Here is a 19,507-nt window from a genome sequence, read left to right on the forward strand (position 1 = left end):
GGCTCGCCGCCACCACCCTGGCGACCCTGGCTCCCGGCAGGGAAAATCGCCGCTTTGCGGATTGTTCGCCCCATCCCTGGGGCTCACCCCTTCGGGGGCAGCGCAAGCGCTGTCCAAAATTGCTCCCGGCAATTTTGTCCTCTGCTTATCCCTTCCGGCTTCCGGGTCGGGCGAGATGCAACGTCCCTGTAAGTCACGCCCTCAGCCCGCATCCATGCGGGCTGCCCCGGCCAGAAGTGAACGCCTCGGCGATTTTCAGCCGGACCCAACACCTCGCTTTGATATCGTGCTTATAGCGGCTTCAATGTTGCTGTAAGTTCCGGTCTAACAGCGCGGGTGTTGAGTCCCCGCTGAAACCGGCGAACCGGAGACCGGATGACAAGGACTGGACGCCAGGGAGGGCGGCCAGAGGCGAAACGAGACACGACGTCGAGTCGAGCCGGCCGTCGGTCAGCCGGACGGGAGGTGAGCGCAGTGCGCAGCACCGGTTTCCCCGCGGGGCCGCGGGGATCGATAAGGGGGCCGCGGTGGCCCCCTTATCCCGTTCACGTGTGACACTCGTTATATGTTCTGCCCTGCATAAGGTGAACGGAACACATATACCAGAGTCACATATTTCCCTTTTCCCACAGCTTAACTGACAAACATTACAGCCCACGGGCTGCCCTTTTTTTGCGCCCGGTGGCGCTACGCTTACCGGGCCTACAGGACCGTGGCTGTCTGTACCTGTTGCGCCTTCAGCCACGCAATCTCTTCATCCCAGATATCTGAGTTAATGGTCTCGAGGATCAGCGGAATACCGTCAAAGCGGGCGTCCTGCATGATCCAGCTAAAGGCCTCGTGGCCAATATTGCCTTCACCCAGGCTGTGGTGACGGTCGACGCGGCTGGCAAAGGCGCTTTTGGCATCGTTGAGGTGCATTCCCCGTAAATACTGGAAGCCGACGATGCGATCAAACTCGGCAAAGGTTTTTTCACAGGCCTCGCTGCCGCGCAGATCGTAGCCTGCCGCAAAGGCGTGGCAGGTATCGATGCAGACGCCAACGCGGGATTTATCCTCCACGCCGTCGATAATTGCCGCCAGGTGTTCAAACTTAAAGCCGAGGTTGCTGCCCTGGCCCGCAGTGTTTTCAATCACCGCCGTGACGCCCTCGGTTTTATCCAGCGCGATGTTGATCGACTCGGCGATGCGCGCCAGGCACTCATCCTCCGGGATCTGCATCAGGTGGCTACCAGGATGGAAGTTCAGCAGGGTCAGGCCGAGCTGCTCGCAGCGCTGCAGCTCATCAATAAAGGCCTCCCGGGACTTCTCCAGCGCCTCGGCTACCGGGTGCCCGAGGTTAATCAGATAGCTGTCATGGGGCAGGATCTGCCCTGGACCAAAGCGGTGTTTTTCACAGGCGGCCTTAAACTCGTTGATTGTCGCGCTACTGAGCGCCGCCGCCCGCCACTGGCGCTGGTTTTTGGTAAACAGGGCAAAGGCGGTGGCCCCGATCTCTGCCGCACGTACGGCGGCATTTGCCACGCCGCCCGCCGCGCTAACGTGCGCGCCAATAAATTTCATCTACTACTCCTGTAAAACCCGCAGGTAAAAACAAAGGCGTATGATAGCGGGTTCGCTACAGTAGAATGTATTGATTTATGTTATTAAATAATGAACCACCAGGTTTATGGCGCCGCCGCCAACGATTAGCCAGGCAAAAAGGAGCAGCGCCATCAGCAGCGGCCGCGCCCCCGCTTTGCGAATTGCGCTAATGTGCGTCGTCACGCCCAGCGCCGCCATTGCCATCGCCAGCAGCAGGGTATCCAGCGTAACCAGCATATCGACAACGGTTTTCGGCAGCAGGCCGAAAGAGTTGAATACCGCAACCGCAATAAACAGGATCGCAAACCACGGGATCGTAATCTTGCCGCATTGACCGACCCTGGCCGGAGCCAGCTGCTTTACGCGGGCGGCAAGCAGGATCAGGAACGGGGCCAGCATCATTACCCGCAGCATTTTAGCGATCACCGCCGCGCTCTCCGTCTCTGGGCTAACGGCGTGGCCTGCGGCAACCACCTGCGCCACCTCATGCATCGTCGATCCTATATAGATGCCGAAGCTCTCCGGCGTAAACCAGTGCGCAAGCAGCGGATAGAGGGCGGGGTAGATGAAAATAGCCAGCGTGCCAAAAATCATCACCGTCGCGATGGCCACGGCTACCTTGCTGGACTCGGCTTTCAGCACCGGCTCGGTGGCCAAGACCGCCGCCGCGCCGCAGATGCTGCTGCCAGCCCCGATCAGCCAGCTGGTATGTTTGTCGAGGCCGAAGACTTTCTGGCCCAGAAAACACGCCAGTAAAAAGGTGCTGGAGAGCGTCAGCACGTCTATGACGATACCGCTGACGCCGACGTCAGCAATCTGGGAAAAGGTCAGGCGAAAGCCATACAGAACGATCCCCAGCCGCAGCAGGTGCTGTTTGGCAAACACAATCCCGCTCTCGCAGGGCCGCCCAATCTGCGGATAAAGGGTGTTACCGAGCACCATCCCGATTAAAATAGCCAGTGAAAGGGCGCTAAAACCGGCACCGGAGACGGCAGGGATCGTGCCGCTCCACAGCGCTACGCCAGCCACGGCCGCGCTTAACGCCAGGCCTGGAACAAGATGCCCCACGCTACGATGATGTTTTAATGTCAGTTCAGCCATAACCTTCTCCTCTGTTGGGATAAAAGGTTACGTTGAGCTGGCTTAAAAATAAAATTGATTATATATTTATAATTAATCTATATAAGTGGTAAGCAAACGCGCTTGCCTAACAGGACCGTGACCATGCATATCACCCTGCGCCAGCTGGCAGTTTTTGCTGAAGTGCTGAAAAGCGGCTCGACCACCCAGGCTTCCCAGATGCTGGCGCTCTCCCAGTCGGCGGTCAGCGCAGCCCTGACCGATCTGGAAGGGCAGCTTGACGTGCAGCTTTTCGACCGGGTTGGCAAGCGGCTGATGGTTAACGAGCATGGTCGGCTGCTCTATCCCCGCGCGCTGGCGCTGCTTGAACAGGCCACAGAAATAGAGCAGCTGTTCCGGGAAGATAACGGGGCGATCCGCGTCTACGCCAGCAGTACCATCGGCAACTATATCCTGCCGGAGATCATCGCCCGCTACCGCCGTGATTTTCCGGCGCTGCCGCTGGAGATGAGCGTGGGCAACAGTCAGGACGTGATTAACGCAGTAGCGGATTTCCGCGTCGACATTGGCCTTATTGAGGGGCCGTGCCATACCGCTGAGATCGTATCCGAACCCTGGCTGGAGGATGAGCTGGTGGTGTTTGCCTCCCCGGCCTCGCCGCTATTGCAGGGGGAGGTGACGCTGGATCGCCTCGCCAGCGCGCCGTGGATCCTGCGCGAGCGCGGGTCCGGTACCCGGGAACTGGTTGATTATCTGCTGCTCTCCCACCTGCCGCAGTTTCATCTCGGCATGGAGCTGGGCAACTCGGAGGCTATCAAGCATGCGGTGCGCCACGGGCTGGGTATCAGCTGTCTGTCGCGGCGGGTGATTGCCGAGCAGCTGGAGACCGGCACGCTCAAGGAGATCGCTATTCCGCTGCCGCGTCTGGTGCGTACCCTGTGGCGCATTCATCACCGGCAGAAGCATCTCTCTAACGCCCTGAAACGCTTTCTGCGCTACTGTGAAATATAAGAGGTTCTGTGCTTTACTTATAATCCATTGCCGATCATGAAGGTCTCTTATAACCGCATATTTGAGCCAGAAGGATAGGGTGACGTCTGCTACAATCCCGCCTCATTTTTTTGATGGATAGCATTTTCATATGGTTTCCGATACTAAAACCACACAAGCGCCCACGCTTCGCCGTGAACTCAAGGCGCGTCACCTGACAATGATCGCTATTGGCGGATCTATTGGTACAGGTCTCTTTGTTGCCAGCGGCGCAACCATCTCCCAGGCGGGTCCCGGCGGCGCGCTGCTCTCTTATATATTGATTGGCCTGATGGTCTACTTCCTGATGACCAGCCTCGGCGAGCTGGCGGCCTATATGCCGGTGTCCGGCTCGTTCGCGACCTATGGTCAGAAATATGTCGAAGAGGGCTTTGGCTTCGCGCTGGGCTGGAACTACTGGTACAACTGGGCGGTAACCATCGCCGTTGACCTGGTGGCCGCGCAGCTGGTGATGAGCTGGTGGTTCCCGGACACGCCGGGCTGGATCTGGAGCGCGCTGTTCCTGGCCGCCATCGTTTTACTGAACTGGATCTCGGTGAAAGGCTTTGGCGAGGCGGAGTACTGGTTCTCGTTAATTAAGGTCGCCACCGTCATTATCTTTATCATCGTCGGCGTGATGATGATCCTCGGCATCTTCCACGGCGCAAAACCGGCTGGCTGGAGCAACTGGGGCATCGGCGATGCACCGTTCGCCGGTGGTTTTGCCGCCATGATTGGCGTGGCGATGATTGTGGGCTTCTCTTTCCAGGGCACCGAGCTGATTGGTATCGCGGCGGGTGAGTCGGAAGATCCCGAGAAGAATATCCCGCGTGCAGTGCGTCAGGTGTTCTGGCGTATCCTGCTGTTCTATGTATTCGCTATCCTGATCATCAGCCTGATCATTCCGTATACCGATCCGAGCCTGCTGCGTAACGATGTGAAAGACATCAGCGTCAGCCCATTCACTCTGGTGTTCGAACACGCGGGCCTGCTCTCTGCGGCGGCGGTAATGAATGCGGTGATCCTGACGGCGGTATTGTCGGCGGGTAACTCCGGTATGTACGCCTCCACGCGTATGCTCTACACCCTGGCCTGCGACGGTAAAGCGCCGCGTATCTTTGCTCGTCTCTCTAATGGCGGCGTACCGCGTAACGCTCTGTATGCCACCACGGTGATTGCTGGGCTTTGCTTCCTGACCTCCATGTTTGGCAACCAGACGGTTTACCTGTGGTTGCTTAACACCTCGGGCATGACCGGGTTTATCGCCTGGCTGGGGATCGCTATTAGCCATTACCGTTTCCGTCGTGGCTACGTTATGCAGGGTCATAACCTGAGCGATCTGCCGTACCGCTCGGGCTTCTTCCCGCTGGGGCCGATCTTTGCCTTTATACTCTGCCTGATCATCACCCTGGGTCAGAACTATCAAGCCTTCCTTGAAGACAGCATAGACTGGGGCGGAGTCGCAGCGACCTATATCGGTATTCCGCTGTTCCTGATCATCTGGTTCGGCTACAAGCTGACGCGCGGAACGAAATTTGTTAGCTATAGGGACATGGAGTTCCCGAAAAGGTTTAACAAATAAATCCTTTCACTATCAAGCCCTTTCATTTTGAAAGGGCTTTTTTTTGCCCATAATTTCTCCATAAATCCTCTCCTTGACATAACTTTTAACAATTAAATTGATAATCATTATTATTTGCTTTATCGTTACGCTCTCTTCGCCAACGTAGCGGGGAGTAGATAAAACCTTGTGAGCAAAACTTCTTAGATTTGTTGTAGTTATCTCATGGAGAAATGGAATGTTTAGGTTGAATCCCATCGTGCGGGGAGGGCTTTGTGCGTCCGCCATGGCGCTGGCGCTGCCAGCTTTCGCAGTTGACAGTGAGTCCGACACTCTGGTCGTGACCGCCGCCGCCACGGAGCAGAATCTGAAGGATGCCCCGGCCAGTATTAGCGTTGTGACGCAGCAGGACCTGCAGCGCCGGCCGGTCAACAATCTTAAGGATGTGCTCCAGGACGTACCGGGCGTACAGCTCACCAACGAGGGCGACAACCGTAAAGGCGTCAGCATTCGCGGCCTGAGCAGCAGCTATACGCTGATCCTGATCGACGGCAAGCGCGTCAACTCGCGCAATGCGGTCTTCCGCCACAACGATTTTGACCTGAACTGGATCCCGGTGGATGCCATCGAGCGTATTGAAGTGGTACGCGGCCCGATGTCCTCGCTCTACGGCTCCGACGCGCTGGGCGGCGTGGTCAACATTATCACTAAGAAGGTGGGTCAGCAGTGGACCGGTACGCTCTCGGCGGATACCACCATCCAGGAGAAACGCGATCGCGGCGATACGTACAACGGCCAGTTCTATACCAGCGGCCCGCTGGTGGATGGCGTGCTGGGCATGAAGGCCTTCGGCAGCGTAGCGAAGCGTGAGAAGGATAAGCAGGAGCCGTCAGACACTACCGCGACCGGTGAGACACCGCGTATCGAAGGCTTCACCAGCCGCGACGCGAACGTAGAGTTTGCCTGGACGCCGTCCGAAAACCACGACTTTACCGCCGGATATGGCTTTGATCGCCAGGATCGGGACTCCGACTCCCTCGATCGTAACCGGCTAGAGCGTGAAAACTACTCTCTGAGCCACAATGGCCGCTGGGACGTCGGCACCAGCGAGCTGAAGTTCTATGGCGAGAAGGTAGATAATAAAGATCCGGGCAGCAAAGGCATTACCTCAGAAAACAACACCGTGGATGGCAAATATGTCCTGCCGCTGGAGATGATTAATCAGTTCGTGACCGTCGGCGGCGAGTGGCGTCACGACAAGCTCAAGGATCCGGTTAACCTCACCGGAGGCAGCAGCAGCAACACCTCCGCCAGCCAGTACGCGCTGTTTATTGAAGACGAGTGGCGTATTTTCGAGCCGCTGGCGCTGACCACCGGCATTCGTATGGACGATCATGAAACCTACGGGGATCACTATAGCCCGCGCGCCTACCTTGTCTATAACGCCACCGATACCGTAACCGTTAAGGGCGGCTGGGCCACGGCCTTTAAAGCGCCCTCTCTGCTACAGCTCAGCCCGGACTGGGCGACGAACTCCTGCCGCGGCAGCTGTCGGATTGTCGGTAGTCCGGATCTGAAGCCGGAGACCAGCGAAAGCGTTGAGCTGGGTCTCTACTACAGCGGGGAAGAGGGCTGGCTGGAAGGCGTGGAGGGCAGCATTACCACCTTCCAGAATGATGTTGACGACATGATCAGCATCAACCGTACCGCTGATGCGGCTGCCGCACCGTCCTACTCTAATTTTGTCGGCTTCTATACCAATGCCAACGGTCAACGCGTGCCGACGTTCCGCTACTTCAACGTCAACAAAGCGCGCATTCGCGGCGTAGAGACCGAGCTGAAGGTGCCGTTTGACGATGCCTGGAAGCTGACGCTGAACTACACCTATAACGACGGTCGCGATCTCAGCGACGGCGGCGATAAGCCGTTGCAGGAGCTGCCGTTCCATACTGCAAACGGTACCCTGGACTGGCAGGCAATGCAGGATTGGTCCTTCTACGTCACCGGTAACTATACCGGTGAGAAGCGTGACGTGAGCAATACGGGCAAAACGCCGGGCGGCTATGTGATCTGGAATGCGGGCGGCGCATGGCAGGCGACGAAAAACGTCAAGCTGCGGGCAGGGGTACTCAACCTTACGGATAAAGATCTGAGCCGTGACGACTACAGCTATAATGAAGATGGCCGACGCTATTTCATGGCTGTTGACTACCGCTTTTAACAGCGTATAAAAAATGGGGGGTGCCAGCCCCCCTAAAAATTACAACCTATTTCTTATTGTCAGAGGAAAAATAATACTTAAACAAACCGGTAATAATGGCTCTGATTTTAAAGGGACCAATAAAACCGGTAATAATCCCTATTAAAGGGAACAAAAGGTGGTAGTGGTTGCCGCGAATCAACACATCTAAAAAGGCCAGCGCGCTGACGACGCAGACTAAGCTGCTTATTATAATATTCCCTGGTGAGGCTTTTTCGACATATCCTGACCAGCAGGAGACGATAAAAGCGCTCAGGCCGCAAAACGTAGCCAATGGATGGTTTGCCAGAAAAAAAAGTAAATTAACGATATAACTCATTAGTGGTACGGCCTGATTTCTTTAAATCGGCAAATACCGTAGACATTACTTTCGCCGTCTCTTTATTATTTTTTTCTTTCCACTGCGAGTAGAACCATAACGTCTTGTTGATGACGCTGCGCTTTAATACGGTGCTACCATTAACGTTAAGCAGGCTTAACAGCGGATCCGTAGAAATGATAACGGCGTTATGGTTGTTAACCTTATACATCATATCAATCAGATCGCTTTCAGAGACTTTTTTGAAGCTCCTGAACTTTATTCTATCGTGTGCGAAGAGATTGGTGACGCTGCTCTCTGTATCAAAATCATGATAAACGTCAACCTCTCCCCCGCGGATCATCTTCTCACAGGCCGCAGGCGTAGAGTTGATATAGATATCAAAGGATACCGATTCAGCGCTGGCGTACTGGCTGGGGAATTTTTTATCAGTAATAACAATATTATAAAAATGTAGCTCCGAGGAGAGGTCGTCCTGCTTGATCTCATCGGCCAGGGTAAACTCATTATTTATATTGTATGTGTCGAGCGCAACGCTTAGGTGGCTAATAATTGATCTTGGAATATTTCTGCTGCACATTATACGCGTGACGGGTAATCCATCATCAGTATGGATGCAGTGTTCAATTTTAACTAAATCGTTATAGTAAGGCACAATCTTGTTATAAAGAATGGTGCCAAATTTACTGGGTGTCATTCCCTCCTTGGTTCTGATAAACAGTGGGACCCCCAGCGCCTGCTCAATATCCGATATCGCCTTACTCATAGGTGTTCTTGATATGTGCATCCGCTGGCAGGCCTTACTTACGCTGCCTTCCTCCATTACCGCTATAAAGTATTTAAGCTTATTAGAGATAAAAAGGTTCATTACTCCCTCCGACAGTGTGAATACTGCATCATAGGTAAGTTAGCACTGAACAACATAGATAAGCTGTGCATTTTCTGTAGGCATATGCCTGAGAAAGGTGCGGCAATTGTATCGTGCTACAATTATTTAACTTTGAAAAATAAAGATCGTTACGATTCATAAACTTAATCAATATATTTCAACCATTCATTTGATTTATCAATGAATCAGCATCTGACAGGCGTCACACCTGAGGCTAAAGGAAAATAGATAAAGGCAAAGTGATGTAATAGGGAGAGGTATTTCTGGAATACTGTTTTAGGTTTTTGCTGGGCAGATCACGAATATATTTTGTTCTCGCCAGGGCTTATATGTAGCAGCACTGTCAGACAGGTTAACCAGTATTTAACTACTCTCCATCCGTGGAGAGGTATATTAGTATGGTACTTAGCTAGCGTGCAAATATTGAGCGTGAAAACGCAGATGATCTTCAATAAAGCTGGCGATAAAGAAATAGCTGTGGTCATAGCCCGGCTGCACGCGCAGGGTAAGCGGCCAGTCGGTCTGACGAGCGGCTTCAGCAAGGCGGGCAGGCTGCAGCTGTTCGGCCAGAAACTGATCCCCGTCGCCCTGATCGATAAGCGTTGGAATAGCCTCTCCCGGCTGGCTGGCCTGCATCAACGCGCAGCTGTCCCATGCCTGCCAGTCGCTGCGGTTATCGCCCAGGTAGGCGCCAAAGGCTTTCTCGCCCCATGGAACCTGCGCCGGGTTAACGATCGGCGCGAAAGCCGATACGCTGGTAAATTTGCCTGGGTTTTTTAGCGCCATGATCAGTGCGCCGTGGCCGCCCATTGAGTGGCCGCTGATGGCGCAGCGATCGCTCACGTTAAAGTGCTCTTTAATAAGGGCCGGCAGCTCGTCGCGCAGGTAGTCGTACATCCGGTAGTGGGCGGCCCACGGCTGCTGGGTGGCGTTGAGATAGAACCCTGCACCTTTGCCCAGATCGTAACCGGCGTCATCGGCCACATCATCACCGCGCGGGCTGGTGTCGGGCATGACCAGCACGATCCCCAGCTCGGCTGCCACGCGCTGCGCCCCGGCCTTGGTCGTGAAGTTCTCATCGTTACAGGTTAGCCCGGAGAGCCAGTAGAGTACCGGCAGCGGGGCATCGTTCGCCGACGGCGGAACAAAAACGCTGAAGGTCATCGTACAGTTCAGTACGGCGGAGTGGTGCTGCCAGCGCTGTTGCCAGCCCTCATAGCAGCGATGTTGTTCGAGCATTTCCATGCCTGTCTCCTTGGATCGTCATACTTTCGTCTGTTTGATTAATCATACAGATAATTCGTAAACGGAGAGAAACTTTCACTTCCGCCTAAAAGCAATATCAAGCATCATAAACGTAACTTTCTGTTAACATTTGAGGCGGTTATGGCGGTACGTATTGCGCTGGCCGGGTTTGTGATGCTGATTGTGGCGATGGGGATAGGGCGCTTTGCTTTTACTCCCCAGGTGCCGCTGATGATCCGCGACGGTCAGCTTAACCTGACCAGCACGGGACTGGTGGCGGCGATGAACTACCTTGGCTACCTTATCGGCGCGTGGGACGCCATGCGCGCCCGCCGCCATGTTGAGCGCAGACTTTACGTCGGCATCTTTGGTGCGGTACTGCTGACCTTCCTCTCGGCGCTGGCGTTTAATCCGCTGCTCCACGGCGCGCTGCGGCTGGTTATCGGCGTAATGAGCGGCTGGGCAATGGTACTGACCGCCGCGTGGATCGGCGACCGGTTGGCACATACGGGCAGGCCCGGCCTTAACGCCGCGGTGTTTGCTGGCCCTGGTGCGGGCATTGCCCTTAGCGGCCTGCTGGCGGTGGCCATCCAGGCGCAGGGTCTGTCGGCGGCAGCGGGCTGGCTGGTCTATGGCGTGCTGGCGTTGGGGTTAATTACGCTGATTGCACGCGATCTCCCCCGGCCGGGTGACTTGCACCGCAGCGGTGAGCAGCCCCAGCCGCTACACCTCACTGGAAATATTAAACGGCTGGCGTGGAGCTATAGCCTGGCCGGATTTGGCTACATCCTGCCCGCCACCTTTCTGTCGCAGATGGCGGCGCTGCGCTTTCCCGGCAGCCTGTTTGCCCAGTTTGTCTGGCCAGTGTTTGGCCTGGCCTCGGTGCTCGGCATTGCTATCAGCGTGGCGCTGCGTCATAGGGGTGAGAGCCACCAGCGTCTCGCCGTGGTGCTTTGGCTTCAGGGGGTAGGGGTGATTGCCGCCTGGCTGCTGCCGGGCATGGCGGGGCTGGTCTGCGGTGCGCTGCTGGTGGGGGGAGGCTTTCTCTGTGCCGTGCAGCTGTCGCTACTGTATGGTCGCGAGCTGGCGGCGGGACACGCGCGCTATATGGCCGGTTTGCTCACCACTGGCTATGCCGTGGGCCAGCTGATCGGGCCGATGACCTCGGCGCTATCGACCTGGCTAACCCACCGTCTGGAGCCTGCGCTGGGTCTGGCAGGCGCAGGGCTTTTTGTTGCCGGAGCGCTGGTCTGGCGGCGTCAAGATGAAAGGTTATAGCAATTTCAATAATTATCATGACGCAATACTAGATTCTGCCCGCGTCCTCACGCACAATGATCGCGCACTTTGCCCCCTTAGCGGCAAAGGAGAGCCACACCTGCTGGAGAATAACTAATGCCATCACTCAGTAAAGAAGCAGCCCTTGTCCATGAGGCGCTGGTCGCGCACGGGCTGGAAACCCCGCTGCGTCCGCCGGTCGATCTGGACAATGAAACCCGCAAACGTCTCATTGCCGGACACATGACCGAGATCATGCAACTGTTAAATCTCGATCTGAGTGATGACAGTTTGATGGAAACGCCGCACCGTATCGCTAAAATGTACGTTGACGAGATCTTTTCTGGCCTCGACTACGCAAACTTTCCGAAGATCACCGTCATTGAGAATAAGATGAAGGTGGATGAGATGGTAACGGTGCGTGATATCACGCTGACCAGCACCTGCGAGCACCACTTCGTCACTATCGACGGCAAGGCGACGGTAGCCTATATCCCGAAAGATGCGGTGATTGGTCTCTCGAAGATCAACCGTATCGTGCAGTTCTTCGCCCAGCGTCCGCAGGTGCAGGAGCGCCTGACGCAGCAGATCCTCATCGCGCTGCAAACGCTGCTCGGCACTAACAACGTGGCCGTCTCTATCGATGCGGTACACTACTGCGTGAAAGCGCGCGGTATTCGTGATGCCACCAGTGCAACCACCACCACCTCGCTGGGTGGACTGTTTAAATCCAGCCAGAATACGCGCCAGGAGTTTCTGCGCGCCGTGCGTCATCCATAACCGATCCCGTCATTGACGCGCAGAGGCGACGCCATGGAACGAAACGTTACGCTGGATTTCATTCGCGGCGTCGCCATCCTCGGTATTCTGCTGCTTAATATCAACGCCTTTGGTCTGCCGAAGGCGGCCTATCTTAATCCGGCATGGTATGGCGACATTACCCTGCGCGATGCCTGGACCTGGGCGGTGCTCGATCTCTTTGCTCAGGTAAAATTCCTCACCTTGTTTGCGCTGCTGTTTGGCGCAGGGTTACAGCTGCTGCTCGTTAAAGGCAAACGCTGGATCCAGTCCCGGCTTACCCTGCTGGTGCTGATGGGTTTTATCCACGGCCTGCTGTTTTGGGATGGCGATATTCTGCTGGCCTACGGGCTGATCGGGTTAATTAGCTGGCGGCTGGTGCGCGACGCGCCGGGAATAAAGAGCCTGTTTAATACCGGTATCATGCTCTATCTCGTTGGCATAGGCGTGCTGCTGCTGCTGGGCTTTATCTCCGGGAACCAGACCAGCCGCTCATGGATCCCCGATACGGCCAATCTTCAATATGAGTACTGGTGGAAGACCAACGGCGGCTATGAAGCCATCAGCAACCGGGCGGATATGCTCTCCAACAGCCTGATTGCGCTGGGGGCGCAGTATGGCTGGCAGCTGGCGGGCATGATGCTGATGGGCGCGGCGCTGATGCGCAGCGGCTGGCTGAAAGGGCAGTTTAGCCTGCGGCACTACCGTAAAACCGGGTTGCTGCTGATCCTTGCTGGCGTAGCGATCAACCTGCCGGCCATTGTTGCTCAGTGGCAGCTGGGCTGGTCCTACCGCTGGTGCGCCTTTTTGTTGCAGGCTCCGCGCGAGCTTGGGGCACCGCTGCAAACCATCGGCTATGCGGCGCTGGCCTATGGCTTCTGGCCGCAGATCTGCCGCTGGCGTATCGTTCTGGCGGTGGCCTGCGTAGGGCGGATGGCCCTCAGCAACTATCTGCTTCAAACCCTGATCTGCACCACGATCTTCTATCATTTCGGCCTGTTTATGCACTTTAACCGCTTACAGCTGCTGGCATTTATTCCACCTATCTGGGCGGTGAATATTCTCTTCTCCGTGCTCTGGCTGCGCGCTTTCCACCAGGGGCCGGTGGAGTGGCTATGGCGCAAGCTGACCGCCCGTGCCGCAGGCGTTTCACTCTCTCATACATCCAGATAACGATCTGGATCACAATCATTAACAAAACGGATGTAACCGTTTTCAGTGCTGTGACCTTCCTCACGTAGCGGCTCCGCTCCCCCTGCCAGAATAGCGCTCTTGCTAAACCCAGGGGGGAAACTGTGAGCTGCTGCAATCTCAATCAGGAGGCCGGGCATGATTACCATTCGTGACGTAGCCCGTCGTGCGGGCGTCTCCGTCGCCACGGTCTCCCGCGTGCTTAACAATAGCGCGATGGTCAGCCCTGACACCCGTGAAGCGGTGATGAAGGCGGTGGCACAGCTGGGCTATCGTCCGAATGCCAACGCCCAGGCGCTGGCGACCCAGGTCAGCGATACCATTGGCGTGGTGGTGATGGACGTCTCCGACGCCTTCTTTGGCGCGCTGGTTAAGGCGGTGGACACCGTGGCCCAGCAGCACCAGAAGTATCTCCTGATCGGCAACAGCTATCATGAAGCGGAAAAAGAGCGTCACGCTATCGAGATCCTCATCCGCCAGCGCTGTAACGCCCTGATTGTCCACTCCAAAGCCTTAAGCGATGAGGAGCTGGCCGGCTTTATGGAGCAGATCCCCGGCATGGTGCTGATCAACCGTGTGGTTCCCGGCTACGCCCACCGCTGCGTTGCGTTGGATAACGTCAGCGGGGCGGTGATGGCCACCCGGATGCTGCTTGCTCAGGGGCACCAGCGCGTGGGCTACCTTGGCTCCAGCCACCGTATCGAAGATAACGATCTGCGTCAGCAGGGCTGGCGTCAGGCGCTGGCCGAGCAGGGTATCAACGCACCTGATGGCTGGGTCGGGGTAGGCGCGCCGGATATGCAGGGTGGGGAGGCGGCGATGGTTGAACTGCTTGGCCGGAATCTGCACCTCACCGCCGTCTTCGCCTATAACGACAGCATGGCCGCCGGGGCGCTGACGGCGCTGAAGGATAACGGCATCGCCGTACCGCAGCATCTGTCCCTTATTGGTTTCGATGATATCCCTATTGCTCGCTATACCGATCCGCAGCTGACAACGGTGCGTTATCCCATCGCATCCATGGCCCGGCTGGCTACCGAGCTGGCGTTACAGGGGGCGGCAGGGACGCAGGATCTGTCCGTCACCCACTGCTTTATGCCGACCCTGGTGCGTCGTCATTCAGTGGCGCTGCGGCAAACTGTGGCTCCGATCACTAACTTATAACATAGCTGTATGTAACCGTTTTCAATCTGTGAGTAAATTCACAGTATCTTAACAATGCGCTGACTATGATGTCAGCGTTCCAGAGCCTGAAACATCATGTAATACAGGCCGTTCGGTCAGACAGGATGCTTCGCAATGGACAATCAATAAAGCTTTTCTGGAGCGTTACCGTACACGGAAGACCCAATTTTTAGAGTGACCTTCGGCGACAGTAACGTTTCACTATTCTGCTGCCCGCCGATCTTTATTCACAAGAACTACCCTGCATAAACCGGAGATACCATGAATAAGAAGGTTTTAACTCTGTCTGCCGTAATGGCAAGCATGCTTTTTGGCGCGGCAGCACATGCGGCAGATACCCGCATTGGCGTGACCATTTATAAATATGACGACAACTTTATGTCGGTTGTGCGTAAAGCAATTGAGAAAGATGCGAAAGAGACGCCGGACGTTCAGCTGCTGATGAACGACTCGCAGAACGACCAGTCAAAACAGAATGACCAGATCGACGTTCTGCTGGCGAAGGGCGTTAAAGCGCTGGCGATTAACCTGGTTGACCCGGCGGCCGCAGGTACGGTTATCGAGAAAGCGCGCGGCCAGAACGTGCCGATCGTCTTCTTCAACAAAGAGCCATCCCGCAAGGCGCTGGATAGCTATGACAAAGCCTACTATGTCGGTACCGACTCAAAAGAGTCCGGCATTATTCAGGGCGACCTGATCGCTAAACACTGGGCGGCGAACCCGACCTGGGACCTGAACAAAGATGGCCAGATCCAGTTCGTACTGCTGAAAGGCGAGCCGGGCCACCCGGATGCTGAAGCGCGTACTACCTATGTCATCAAAGAGCTGAACGACAAGGGTGTGAAAACCCAACAGCTGCAGCTCGATACCGCCATGTGGGATACCGCGATGGCGAAAGATAAGATGGATGCATGGCTCTCTGGCCCGAACGCCAACAAAATCGAAGTGGTTATCGCGAACAACGATGCCATGGCGATGGGTGCGGTAGAAGCCCTGAAGGCACACAACAAATCCTCTATTCCGGTATTCGGCGTTGACGCCCTGCCAGAAGCGCTGGCGCTGGTGAAATCCGGTGCGCTGGCCGGTACCGTTCTGAACGATGCCAACAACCAGGCGAAAGCCACCTTTGATCTGGCGAAAAACCTCGCCGACGGCAAAGGCGCAGCTGACGGCACCAACTGGAAGCTGGAACAGAAAATCGTCCGTATCCCATACGTAGGCGTGGATAAAGAGAACCTCTCTGAGTTCAGCAATAAATAATTCATTGTTCTGCTTTCACTGGGCGCATCTTGATGCGCCCTTTTATAACGCGATGTGCGAGGCCAACAAGGTATAATTATGGTCAGCGATACTACTCAGTCGTCAGGTGAATTCTTGTTGGAAATGAGCGGCATCAACAAGTCATTTCCCGGCGTTAAGGCACTCGATAACGTTAATTTAAAAGTGCGTCCGCACTCCATTCACGCCCTGATGGGTGAAAACGGCGCAGGGAAATCAACGCTATTAAAATGCCTTTTTGGGATCTATCAAAAAGATTCCGGCAGCATTCTATTCCAGGGCAAAGAGATCGATTTTCATTCGACTAAAGAGGCGTTGGAAAACGGTATTTCTATGGTGCATCAGGAGCTTAACCTGGTGCTGCAGCGGTCGGTGATGGACAACATGTGGCTGGGGCGTTACCCCACCAAAGGCGTGTTTGTCGATCAGGATAAAATGTACCGCGACACCAAAGCGATTTTCGACGAGCTGGATATCGATATCGATCCGCGCGCCCGCGTGGGAACCCTCTCCGTTTCGCAAATGCAGATGATCGAAATTGCGAAGGCGTTCTCCTATGATGCCAAAATCGTCATCATGGATGAGCCGACCTCCTCGCTGACCGAAAAAGAGGTCAACCATCTGTTTAAAATTATCCGTAAGCTGAAAGAGCGCGGCTGCGGTATCGTCTATATCTCGCACAAAATGGAGGAGATCTTCCAGCTTTGCGACGAGATCACCATCCTGCGCGACGGCCAGTGGATTGCCACCCAGCCGCTGGAAGGGCTGGATATGGACAAAATCATCGCCATGATGGTAGGCCGCTCGCTGAACCAGCGTTTCCCGGACAAGCAGAATACGCCGGGAGAGACGATCATGGAGGTGCGCAACCTGACCTCCCTGCGCCAGCCCTCTATTCGCGACGTCTCCTTTGACCTGCACAAGGGTGAAATTCTCGGCATCGCCGGGCTGGTGGGGGCCAAGCGTACCGATATCGTGGAGACCCTGTTTGGCATCCGCGAAAAGTCGGGCGGCACTATCACCCTGCACGGGAAAACCATCAATAACCATACCGCCCACGAAGCGATTAACAACGGCTTTGCGCTGGTAACCGAAGAGCGTCGCTCGACGGGGATCTACGCCTATCTGGATATCGGTTTTAACTCCCTTATCTCCAACATCCAGAACTACAAAAATAAAGTTGGCCTGCTGGATAACAGCCGCATGAAGAGCGACACCCAGTGGGTGATCGATTCAATGCGCGTCAAAACGCCGGGCCACCGCACGCAGATTGGCTCTCTCTCCGGCGGCAACCAGCAGAAGGTCATCATCGGCCGCTGGCTGTTGACCCAGCCGGAGATCCTGATGCTGGATGAGCCGACGCGCGGTATCGACGTGGGGGCAAAATTTGAGATCTACCAGCTGATAGCTGAGCTGGCGAAGAAGGAGAAGGGGATCATTATCATCTCCTCTGAAATGCCAGAGCTGCTGGGTATCACCGACCGTATTTTGGTTATGAGCAATGGCCTCGTTGCCGGAATTGTTGACACTAAAACGACAACGCAAAACGAAATTTTACGTCTTGCGTCTTTGCACCTTTAAGATCAGGGGCTTCTCATGAGTGCGCTAAATAAAAAGAGTTTTCTCACTTACCTGAAAGAGGGCGGTCTCTACGTCGTTCTTTTAGTGTTGCTGGCCATTATTATCTTCCAGGATCCCACGTTCCTGAGCCTGCTGAACCTCAGTAACATTCTGACCCAGTCCTCGGTGCGTATTATTATTGCGCTGGGCGTGGCGGGGCTGATCGTCACCCAGGGGACCGACCTCTCTGCCGGACGCCAGGTTGGCCTCGCGGCAGTTGTCGCGGCAACGCTGCTCCAGTCGATGGAGAACGCCAACAAGGTGTTCCCTGAGATGGCCACCATGCCGATTATCGCGGTTATCGCTATCGTCTGCGTAATTGGTGCGATCATTGGTCTGGTGAACGGCATTATCATCGCCTATCTGAACGTGACGCCGTTTATCACCACCCTGGGTACGATGATCATCGTCTACGGTATCAACTCCCTCTACTATGACTTCGTGGGCGCATCGCCGATCTCCGGCTTCGACAGCGGCTTCTCAACCTTTACCCAGGGGTTTGTCGCGCTGGGCAGCTTCCGCCTCTCCTACATCACCTTCTACGCGCTGATTGCCGTGGCCTTTGTCTGGATCCTGTGGAACAAGACGCGCTTCGGCAAAAATATCTTCGCTATCGGTGGCAACCCGGAAGCGGCAAAGGTCTCCGGCGTTAACGTGGCGCTGAACCTGCTGATGATCTATGCCCTGTCCGGCGTCTTCTATGCCTTCGGCGGGATGCTCGAAGCGGGCCGTATCGGCTCGGCGACTAACAACCTCGGCTTTATGTACGAGTTGGATGCCATCGCCGCCTGCGTGGTAGGCGGGGTCTCCTTTAGCGGCGGCGTCGGTACGGTGCTCGGGGTAGTGACCGGGGTAATCATCTTTACCGTTATCAACTACGGTCTGACCTATATCGGCGTTAACCCGTACTGGCAGTACATCATCAAGGGTGGGATCATTATCTTCGCCGTGGCGCTGGACTCGCTGAAGTACGCGCGTAAAAAATAACCCTATATTTTTCGCCTGCTTATCAAAGCCCGCCTCATTGGTGGGCTTTTTTATTACGGGCAGACATATTTTGCAATATTTAGCCGAGAGAATATATTTACCGCTTCGCTGATATATATATTCTGCTATCTGCTTGATTTATCATTATAAGGAAAAATTATTCCTCTCGGAATGCTCCTGGTATGCTTCGCTGGCGATATTTCCATGGATTTTTGACTTGAAGGCGGGGGAATTATGGCTACAGTTAAACATGCCTGACGGGGGAATGACTTCCCTCTATTTTTAACCAAAACTGTATGTGGAAGGAGTATATTATGGCCCAACAACATCGTGGCGGTTCAGGAAACTTTGCAGAAGATAAACAGCGTGCATCTGAAGCAGGCCGTAAAGGCGGGCAGCAGAGCGGCGGGAACTTCAAAAACGACCCGCAGCGCGCTTCTGAAGCAGGTAAGAAAGGCGGACAAAACAGTCACAGCGGCGGTCGTTCCTCCTGACCGTAGCACATAGAGATTATTTAATTAATTTGCAACCGATTAAATAAATATCTACTGACTGTCGGTGGCAATCCTGTAATTATCTTTACAGGATTGCCACACTTAATTAAGGATCCATCCCGGCGACCTAAAGAGGAATTAATTATGCCAACGGTAAAAACACTTGAAGATCTCTTTATTCATGAACTGTCAGACATATACAGCGCCGAGAAACAAATAGCGCGTGCGCTGCCAAAACTGGCACGTGCAGCGACCTCAGAACAATTGATTGCCGCTTTTAAAACTCATTTGGAAGAGACTAACGGACAGATTGAGCGACTCGACCAAATTGTTGAAGTAACCGAAGGCCTACGTATTCGTCGCATGAAATGCCACGCCCTTGAGGGTCTGGTGGAAGAGGCCCAGGAGATTATCGAGTCCATTGAAGCAGGTGAACTGCGCGACGAGGGTTTGATTGGTGCGGCGCAAAAAGTCGAGCACTACGAGATCGCCTCTTACGGTACGCTGCGTACCCTCGCCCTGAAGCTGGGCTACAAAGAGGCGGCTAAGCTGCTGGAAGAGACGCTGAACGAAGAGAAACAGACCGATGTGAAACTCACCGGTATCGCCGAAGGCAAAAAATAAGGAGGCGTTATGCGTATTGATTACTCCCTGAACGTTGAAAAAGACGATCCTTCCGAGTCGCCGGAGTCCGGTGACAAAAAGCCTG

Annotated in this window: 17 protein-coding genes; 12 read left to right on the forward strand and 5 right to left on the reverse strand. The window is 55.0% G+C overall.

Annotated elements, in window-relative coordinates:
* Window positions 1-702 precede the first annotated feature (702 nt).
* Window positions 703-1,563: a deoxyribonuclease IV gene (nfo, locus tag RTP97_RS02460; RefSeq protein WP_312410545.1), complete on the reverse strand. Its 861-nt coding sequence runs from the start codon at window positions 1,561-1,563 to the stop codon at window positions 703-705.
* 75 nt (window positions 1,564-1,638) lie between these two features.
* Entirely contained in the window at window positions 1,639-2,685 is a 1,047-nt protein-coding gene (locus tag RTP97_RS02465) for a YeiH family putative sulfate export transporter (RefSeq protein WP_409455920.1), read from the reverse strand.
* 123 nt (window positions 2,686-2,808) lie between these two features.
* On the opposite strand from RTP97_RS02465, the gene yieE reads away from it, so the two are divergent.
* From yieE to cirA, 3 genes are all read left to right on the forward strand, one after another.
* Entirely contained in the window at window positions 2,809-3,675 is an 867-nt protein-coding gene (yieE, locus tag RTP97_RS02470; RefSeq protein ID WP_312410546.1) for a DNA-binding transcriptional regulator YeiE, read from the forward strand.
* Window positions 3,676-3,805: 130 nt separating this feature from the next.
* Complete coding sequence (locus tag RTP97_RS02475) at window positions 3,806-5,275, forward strand: amino acid permease (RefSeq protein ID WP_312410548.1); 1,470 nt, start codon at window positions 3,806-3,808, stop codon at window positions 5,273-5,275.
* A 217-nt stretch (window positions 5,276-5,492) separates the two neighbouring features.
* Window positions 5,493-7,475: a catecholate siderophore receptor CirA gene (cirA, locus tag RTP97_RS02480; RefSeq protein WP_312410550.1), complete on the forward strand. Its 1,983-nt coding sequence runs from the start codon at window positions 5,493-5,495 to the stop codon at window positions 7,473-7,475.
* 46 nt (window positions 7,476-7,521) lie between these two features.
* On the opposite strand, the gene RTP97_RS02485 is transcribed toward cirA, so the two are convergent.
* The 3 genes from RTP97_RS02485 to fghA form a co-directional block, all read right to left on the reverse strand.
* Window positions 7,522-7,833 carry a phage holin family protein gene (locus RTP97_RS02485; RefSeq protein WP_312410553.1) on the reverse strand — a complete coding sequence of 104 codons (312 nt, stop codon included), beginning with the start codon at window positions 7,831-7,833 and terminating at the stop codon, window positions 7,522-7,524.
* Window positions 7,817-8,701 carry a LysR family transcriptional regulator gene (locus tag RTP97_RS02490; protein WP_312410556.1) on the reverse strand — a complete coding sequence of 295 codons (885 nt, stop codon included), beginning with the start codon at window positions 8,699-8,701 and terminating at the stop codon, window positions 7,817-7,819. The genes RTP97_RS02485 and RTP97_RS02490 overlap by 17 nt, the downstream gene beginning before the upstream one ends.
* 426 nt (window positions 8,702-9,127) lie before the next feature.
* The gene (gene fghA, locus RTP97_RS02495) at window positions 9,128-9,967 is read right to left on the reverse strand and encodes an S-formylglutathione hydrolase (RefSeq protein WP_312410558.1); all 840 of its coding nucleotides are present in this window, start codon (window positions 9,965-9,967) and stop codon (window positions 9,128-9,130) included.
* A 141-nt stretch (window positions 9,968-10,108) separates the two neighbouring features.
* Between fghA and RTP97_RS02500 the strand changes: the two genes are divergently transcribed.
* From RTP97_RS02500 to RTP97_RS02540, 9 genes are all read left to right on the forward strand, one after another.
* On the forward strand, window positions 10,109-11,245 hold the full coding sequence (locus RTP97_RS02500; protein ID WP_312410560.1) for a YbfB/YjiJ family MFS transporter: 1,137 nt from the start codon (window positions 10,109-10,111) through the stop codon (window positions 11,243-11,245).
* A gap of 117 nt (window positions 11,246-11,362) precedes the next feature.
* A complete protein-coding gene (folE, locus tag RTP97_RS02505) occupies window positions 11,363-12,025 on the forward strand; it encodes a GTP cyclohydrolase I FolE (RefSeq protein ID WP_312410561.1) in 663 nt (220 codons plus the stop codon).
* Between the two features lie 33 nt (window positions 12,026-12,058).
* Window positions 12,059-13,216, forward strand: coding sequence for a DUF418 domain-containing protein YeiB (gene yeiB, locus RTP97_RS02510; RefSeq protein ID WP_312410562.1), 1,158 nt, complete (start codon window positions 12,059-12,061; stop codon window positions 13,214-13,216).
* A gap of 141 nt (window positions 13,217-13,357) precedes the next feature.
* Window positions 13,358-14,398 (forward strand): HTH-type transcriptional regulator GalS, encoded by a 1,041-nt coding sequence (gene galS / locus RTP97_RS02515; protein ID WP_312410653.1) that lies wholly within the window; start codon window positions 13,358-13,360, stop codon window positions 14,396-14,398.
* A gap of 282 nt (window positions 14,399-14,680) precedes the next feature.
* Entirely contained in the window at window positions 14,681-15,679 is a 999-nt protein-coding gene (gene mglB, locus RTP97_RS02520; RefSeq protein WP_042389726.1) for a galactose/glucose ABC transporter substrate-binding protein MglB, read from the forward strand.
* Window positions 15,680-15,757: 78 nt separating this feature from the next.
* A complete protein-coding gene (gene mglA / locus RTP97_RS02525) occupies window positions 15,758-17,278 on the forward strand; it encodes a galactose/methyl galactoside ABC transporter ATP-binding protein MglA (RefSeq protein WP_312410565.1) in 1,521 nt (506 codons plus the stop codon).
* A 15-nt stretch (window positions 17,279-17,293) separates the two neighbouring features.
* Window positions 17,294-18,304, forward strand: coding sequence for a galactose/methyl galactoside ABC transporter permease MglC (gene mglC / locus RTP97_RS02530; RefSeq protein ID WP_312213307.1), 1,011 nt, complete (start codon window positions 17,294-17,296; stop codon window positions 18,302-18,304).
* Window positions 18,305-18,618: 314 nt separating this feature from the next.
* Complete coding sequence (locus RTP97_RS02535; protein ID WP_042389732.1) at window positions 18,619-18,798, forward strand: general stress protein; 180 nt, start codon at window positions 18,619-18,621, stop codon at window positions 18,796-18,798.
* Window positions 18,799-18,942: 144 nt separating this feature from the next.
* Window positions 18,943-19,422: a ferritin-like domain-containing protein gene (locus RTP97_RS02540; RefSeq protein WP_312410568.1), complete on the forward strand. Its 480-nt coding sequence runs from the start codon at window positions 18,943-18,945 to the stop codon at window positions 19,420-19,422.
* The last annotated feature ends 85 nt before the right edge of the window (window positions 19,423-19,507 follow it).

Origin of the sequence: Pseudescherichia sp. (assembly GCF_031998825.1) — a bacterium.
Taxonomy (GTDB): domain Bacteria; phylum Pseudomonadota; class Gammaproteobacteria; order Enterobacterales; family Enterobacteriaceae; genus Pseudescherichia.

What these genes read in the sequence shown, in the direction of transcription:
- RTP97_RS02465 (WP_409455920.1), bottom strand. Translation starts at nt 2,685, where the DNA reads ATGGCTGAACTGACATTAAAACATCATCGTAGCGTGGGGCATCTTGTT.
- mglA (WP_312410565.1), top strand. Translation starts at nt 15,758, where the DNA reads ATGGTCAGCGATACTACTCAGTCGTCAGGTGAATTCTTGTTGGAAATG.
- fghA (WP_312410558.1), bottom strand. Translation starts at nt 9,967, where the DNA reads ATGGAAATGCTCGAACAACATCGCTGCTATGAGGGCTGGCAACAGCGC.
- RTP97_RS02490 (WP_312410556.1), bottom strand. Translation starts at nt 8,701, where the DNA reads ATGAACCTTTTTATCTCTAATAAGCTTAAATACTTTATAGCGGTAATG.
- RTP97_RS02540 (WP_312410568.1), top strand. Translation starts at nt 18,943, where the DNA reads ATGCCAACGGTAAAAACACTTGAAGATCTCTTTATTCATGAACTGTCA.
- nfo (WP_312410545.1), bottom strand. Translation starts at nt 1,563, where the DNA reads ATGAAATTTATTGGCGCGCACGTTAGCGCGGCGGGCGGCGTGGCAAAT.
- RTP97_RS02485 (WP_312410553.1), bottom strand. Translation starts at nt 7,833, where the DNA reads ATGAGTTATATCGTTAATTTACTTTTTTTTCTGGCAAACCATCCATTG.
- RTP97_RS02475 (WP_312410548.1), top strand. Translation starts at nt 3,806, where the DNA reads ATGGTTTCCGATACTAAAACCACACAAGCGCCCACGCTTCGCCGTGAA.
- mglB (WP_042389726.1), top strand. Translation starts at nt 14,681, where the DNA reads ATGAATAAGAAGGTTTTAACTCTGTCTGCCGTAATGGCAAGCATGCTT.
- RTP97_RS02535 (WP_042389732.1), top strand. Translation starts at nt 18,619, where the DNA reads ATGGCCCAACAACATCGTGGCGGTTCAGGAAACTTTGCAGAAGATAAA.
- mglC (WP_312213307.1), top strand. Translation starts at nt 17,294, where the DNA reads ATGAGTGCGCTAAATAAAAAGAGTTTTCTCACTTACCTGAAAGAGGGC.
- yeiB (WP_312410562.1), top strand. Translation starts at nt 12,059, where the DNA reads ATGGAACGAAACGTTACGCTGGATTTCATTCGCGGCGTCGCCATCCTC.
- folE (WP_312410561.1), top strand. Translation starts at nt 11,363, where the DNA reads ATGCCATCACTCAGTAAAGAAGCAGCCCTTGTCCATGAGGCGCTGGTC.
- yieE (WP_312410546.1), top strand. Translation starts at nt 2,809, where the DNA reads ATGCATATCACCCTGCGCCAGCTGGCAGTTTTTGCTGAAGTGCTGAAA.
- cirA (WP_312410550.1), top strand. Translation starts at nt 5,493, where the DNA reads ATGTTTAGGTTGAATCCCATCGTGCGGGGAGGGCTTTGTGCGTCCGCC.
- RTP97_RS02500 (WP_312410560.1), top strand. Translation starts at nt 10,109, where the DNA reads ATGGCGGTACGTATTGCGCTGGCCGGGTTTGTGATGCTGATTGTGGCG.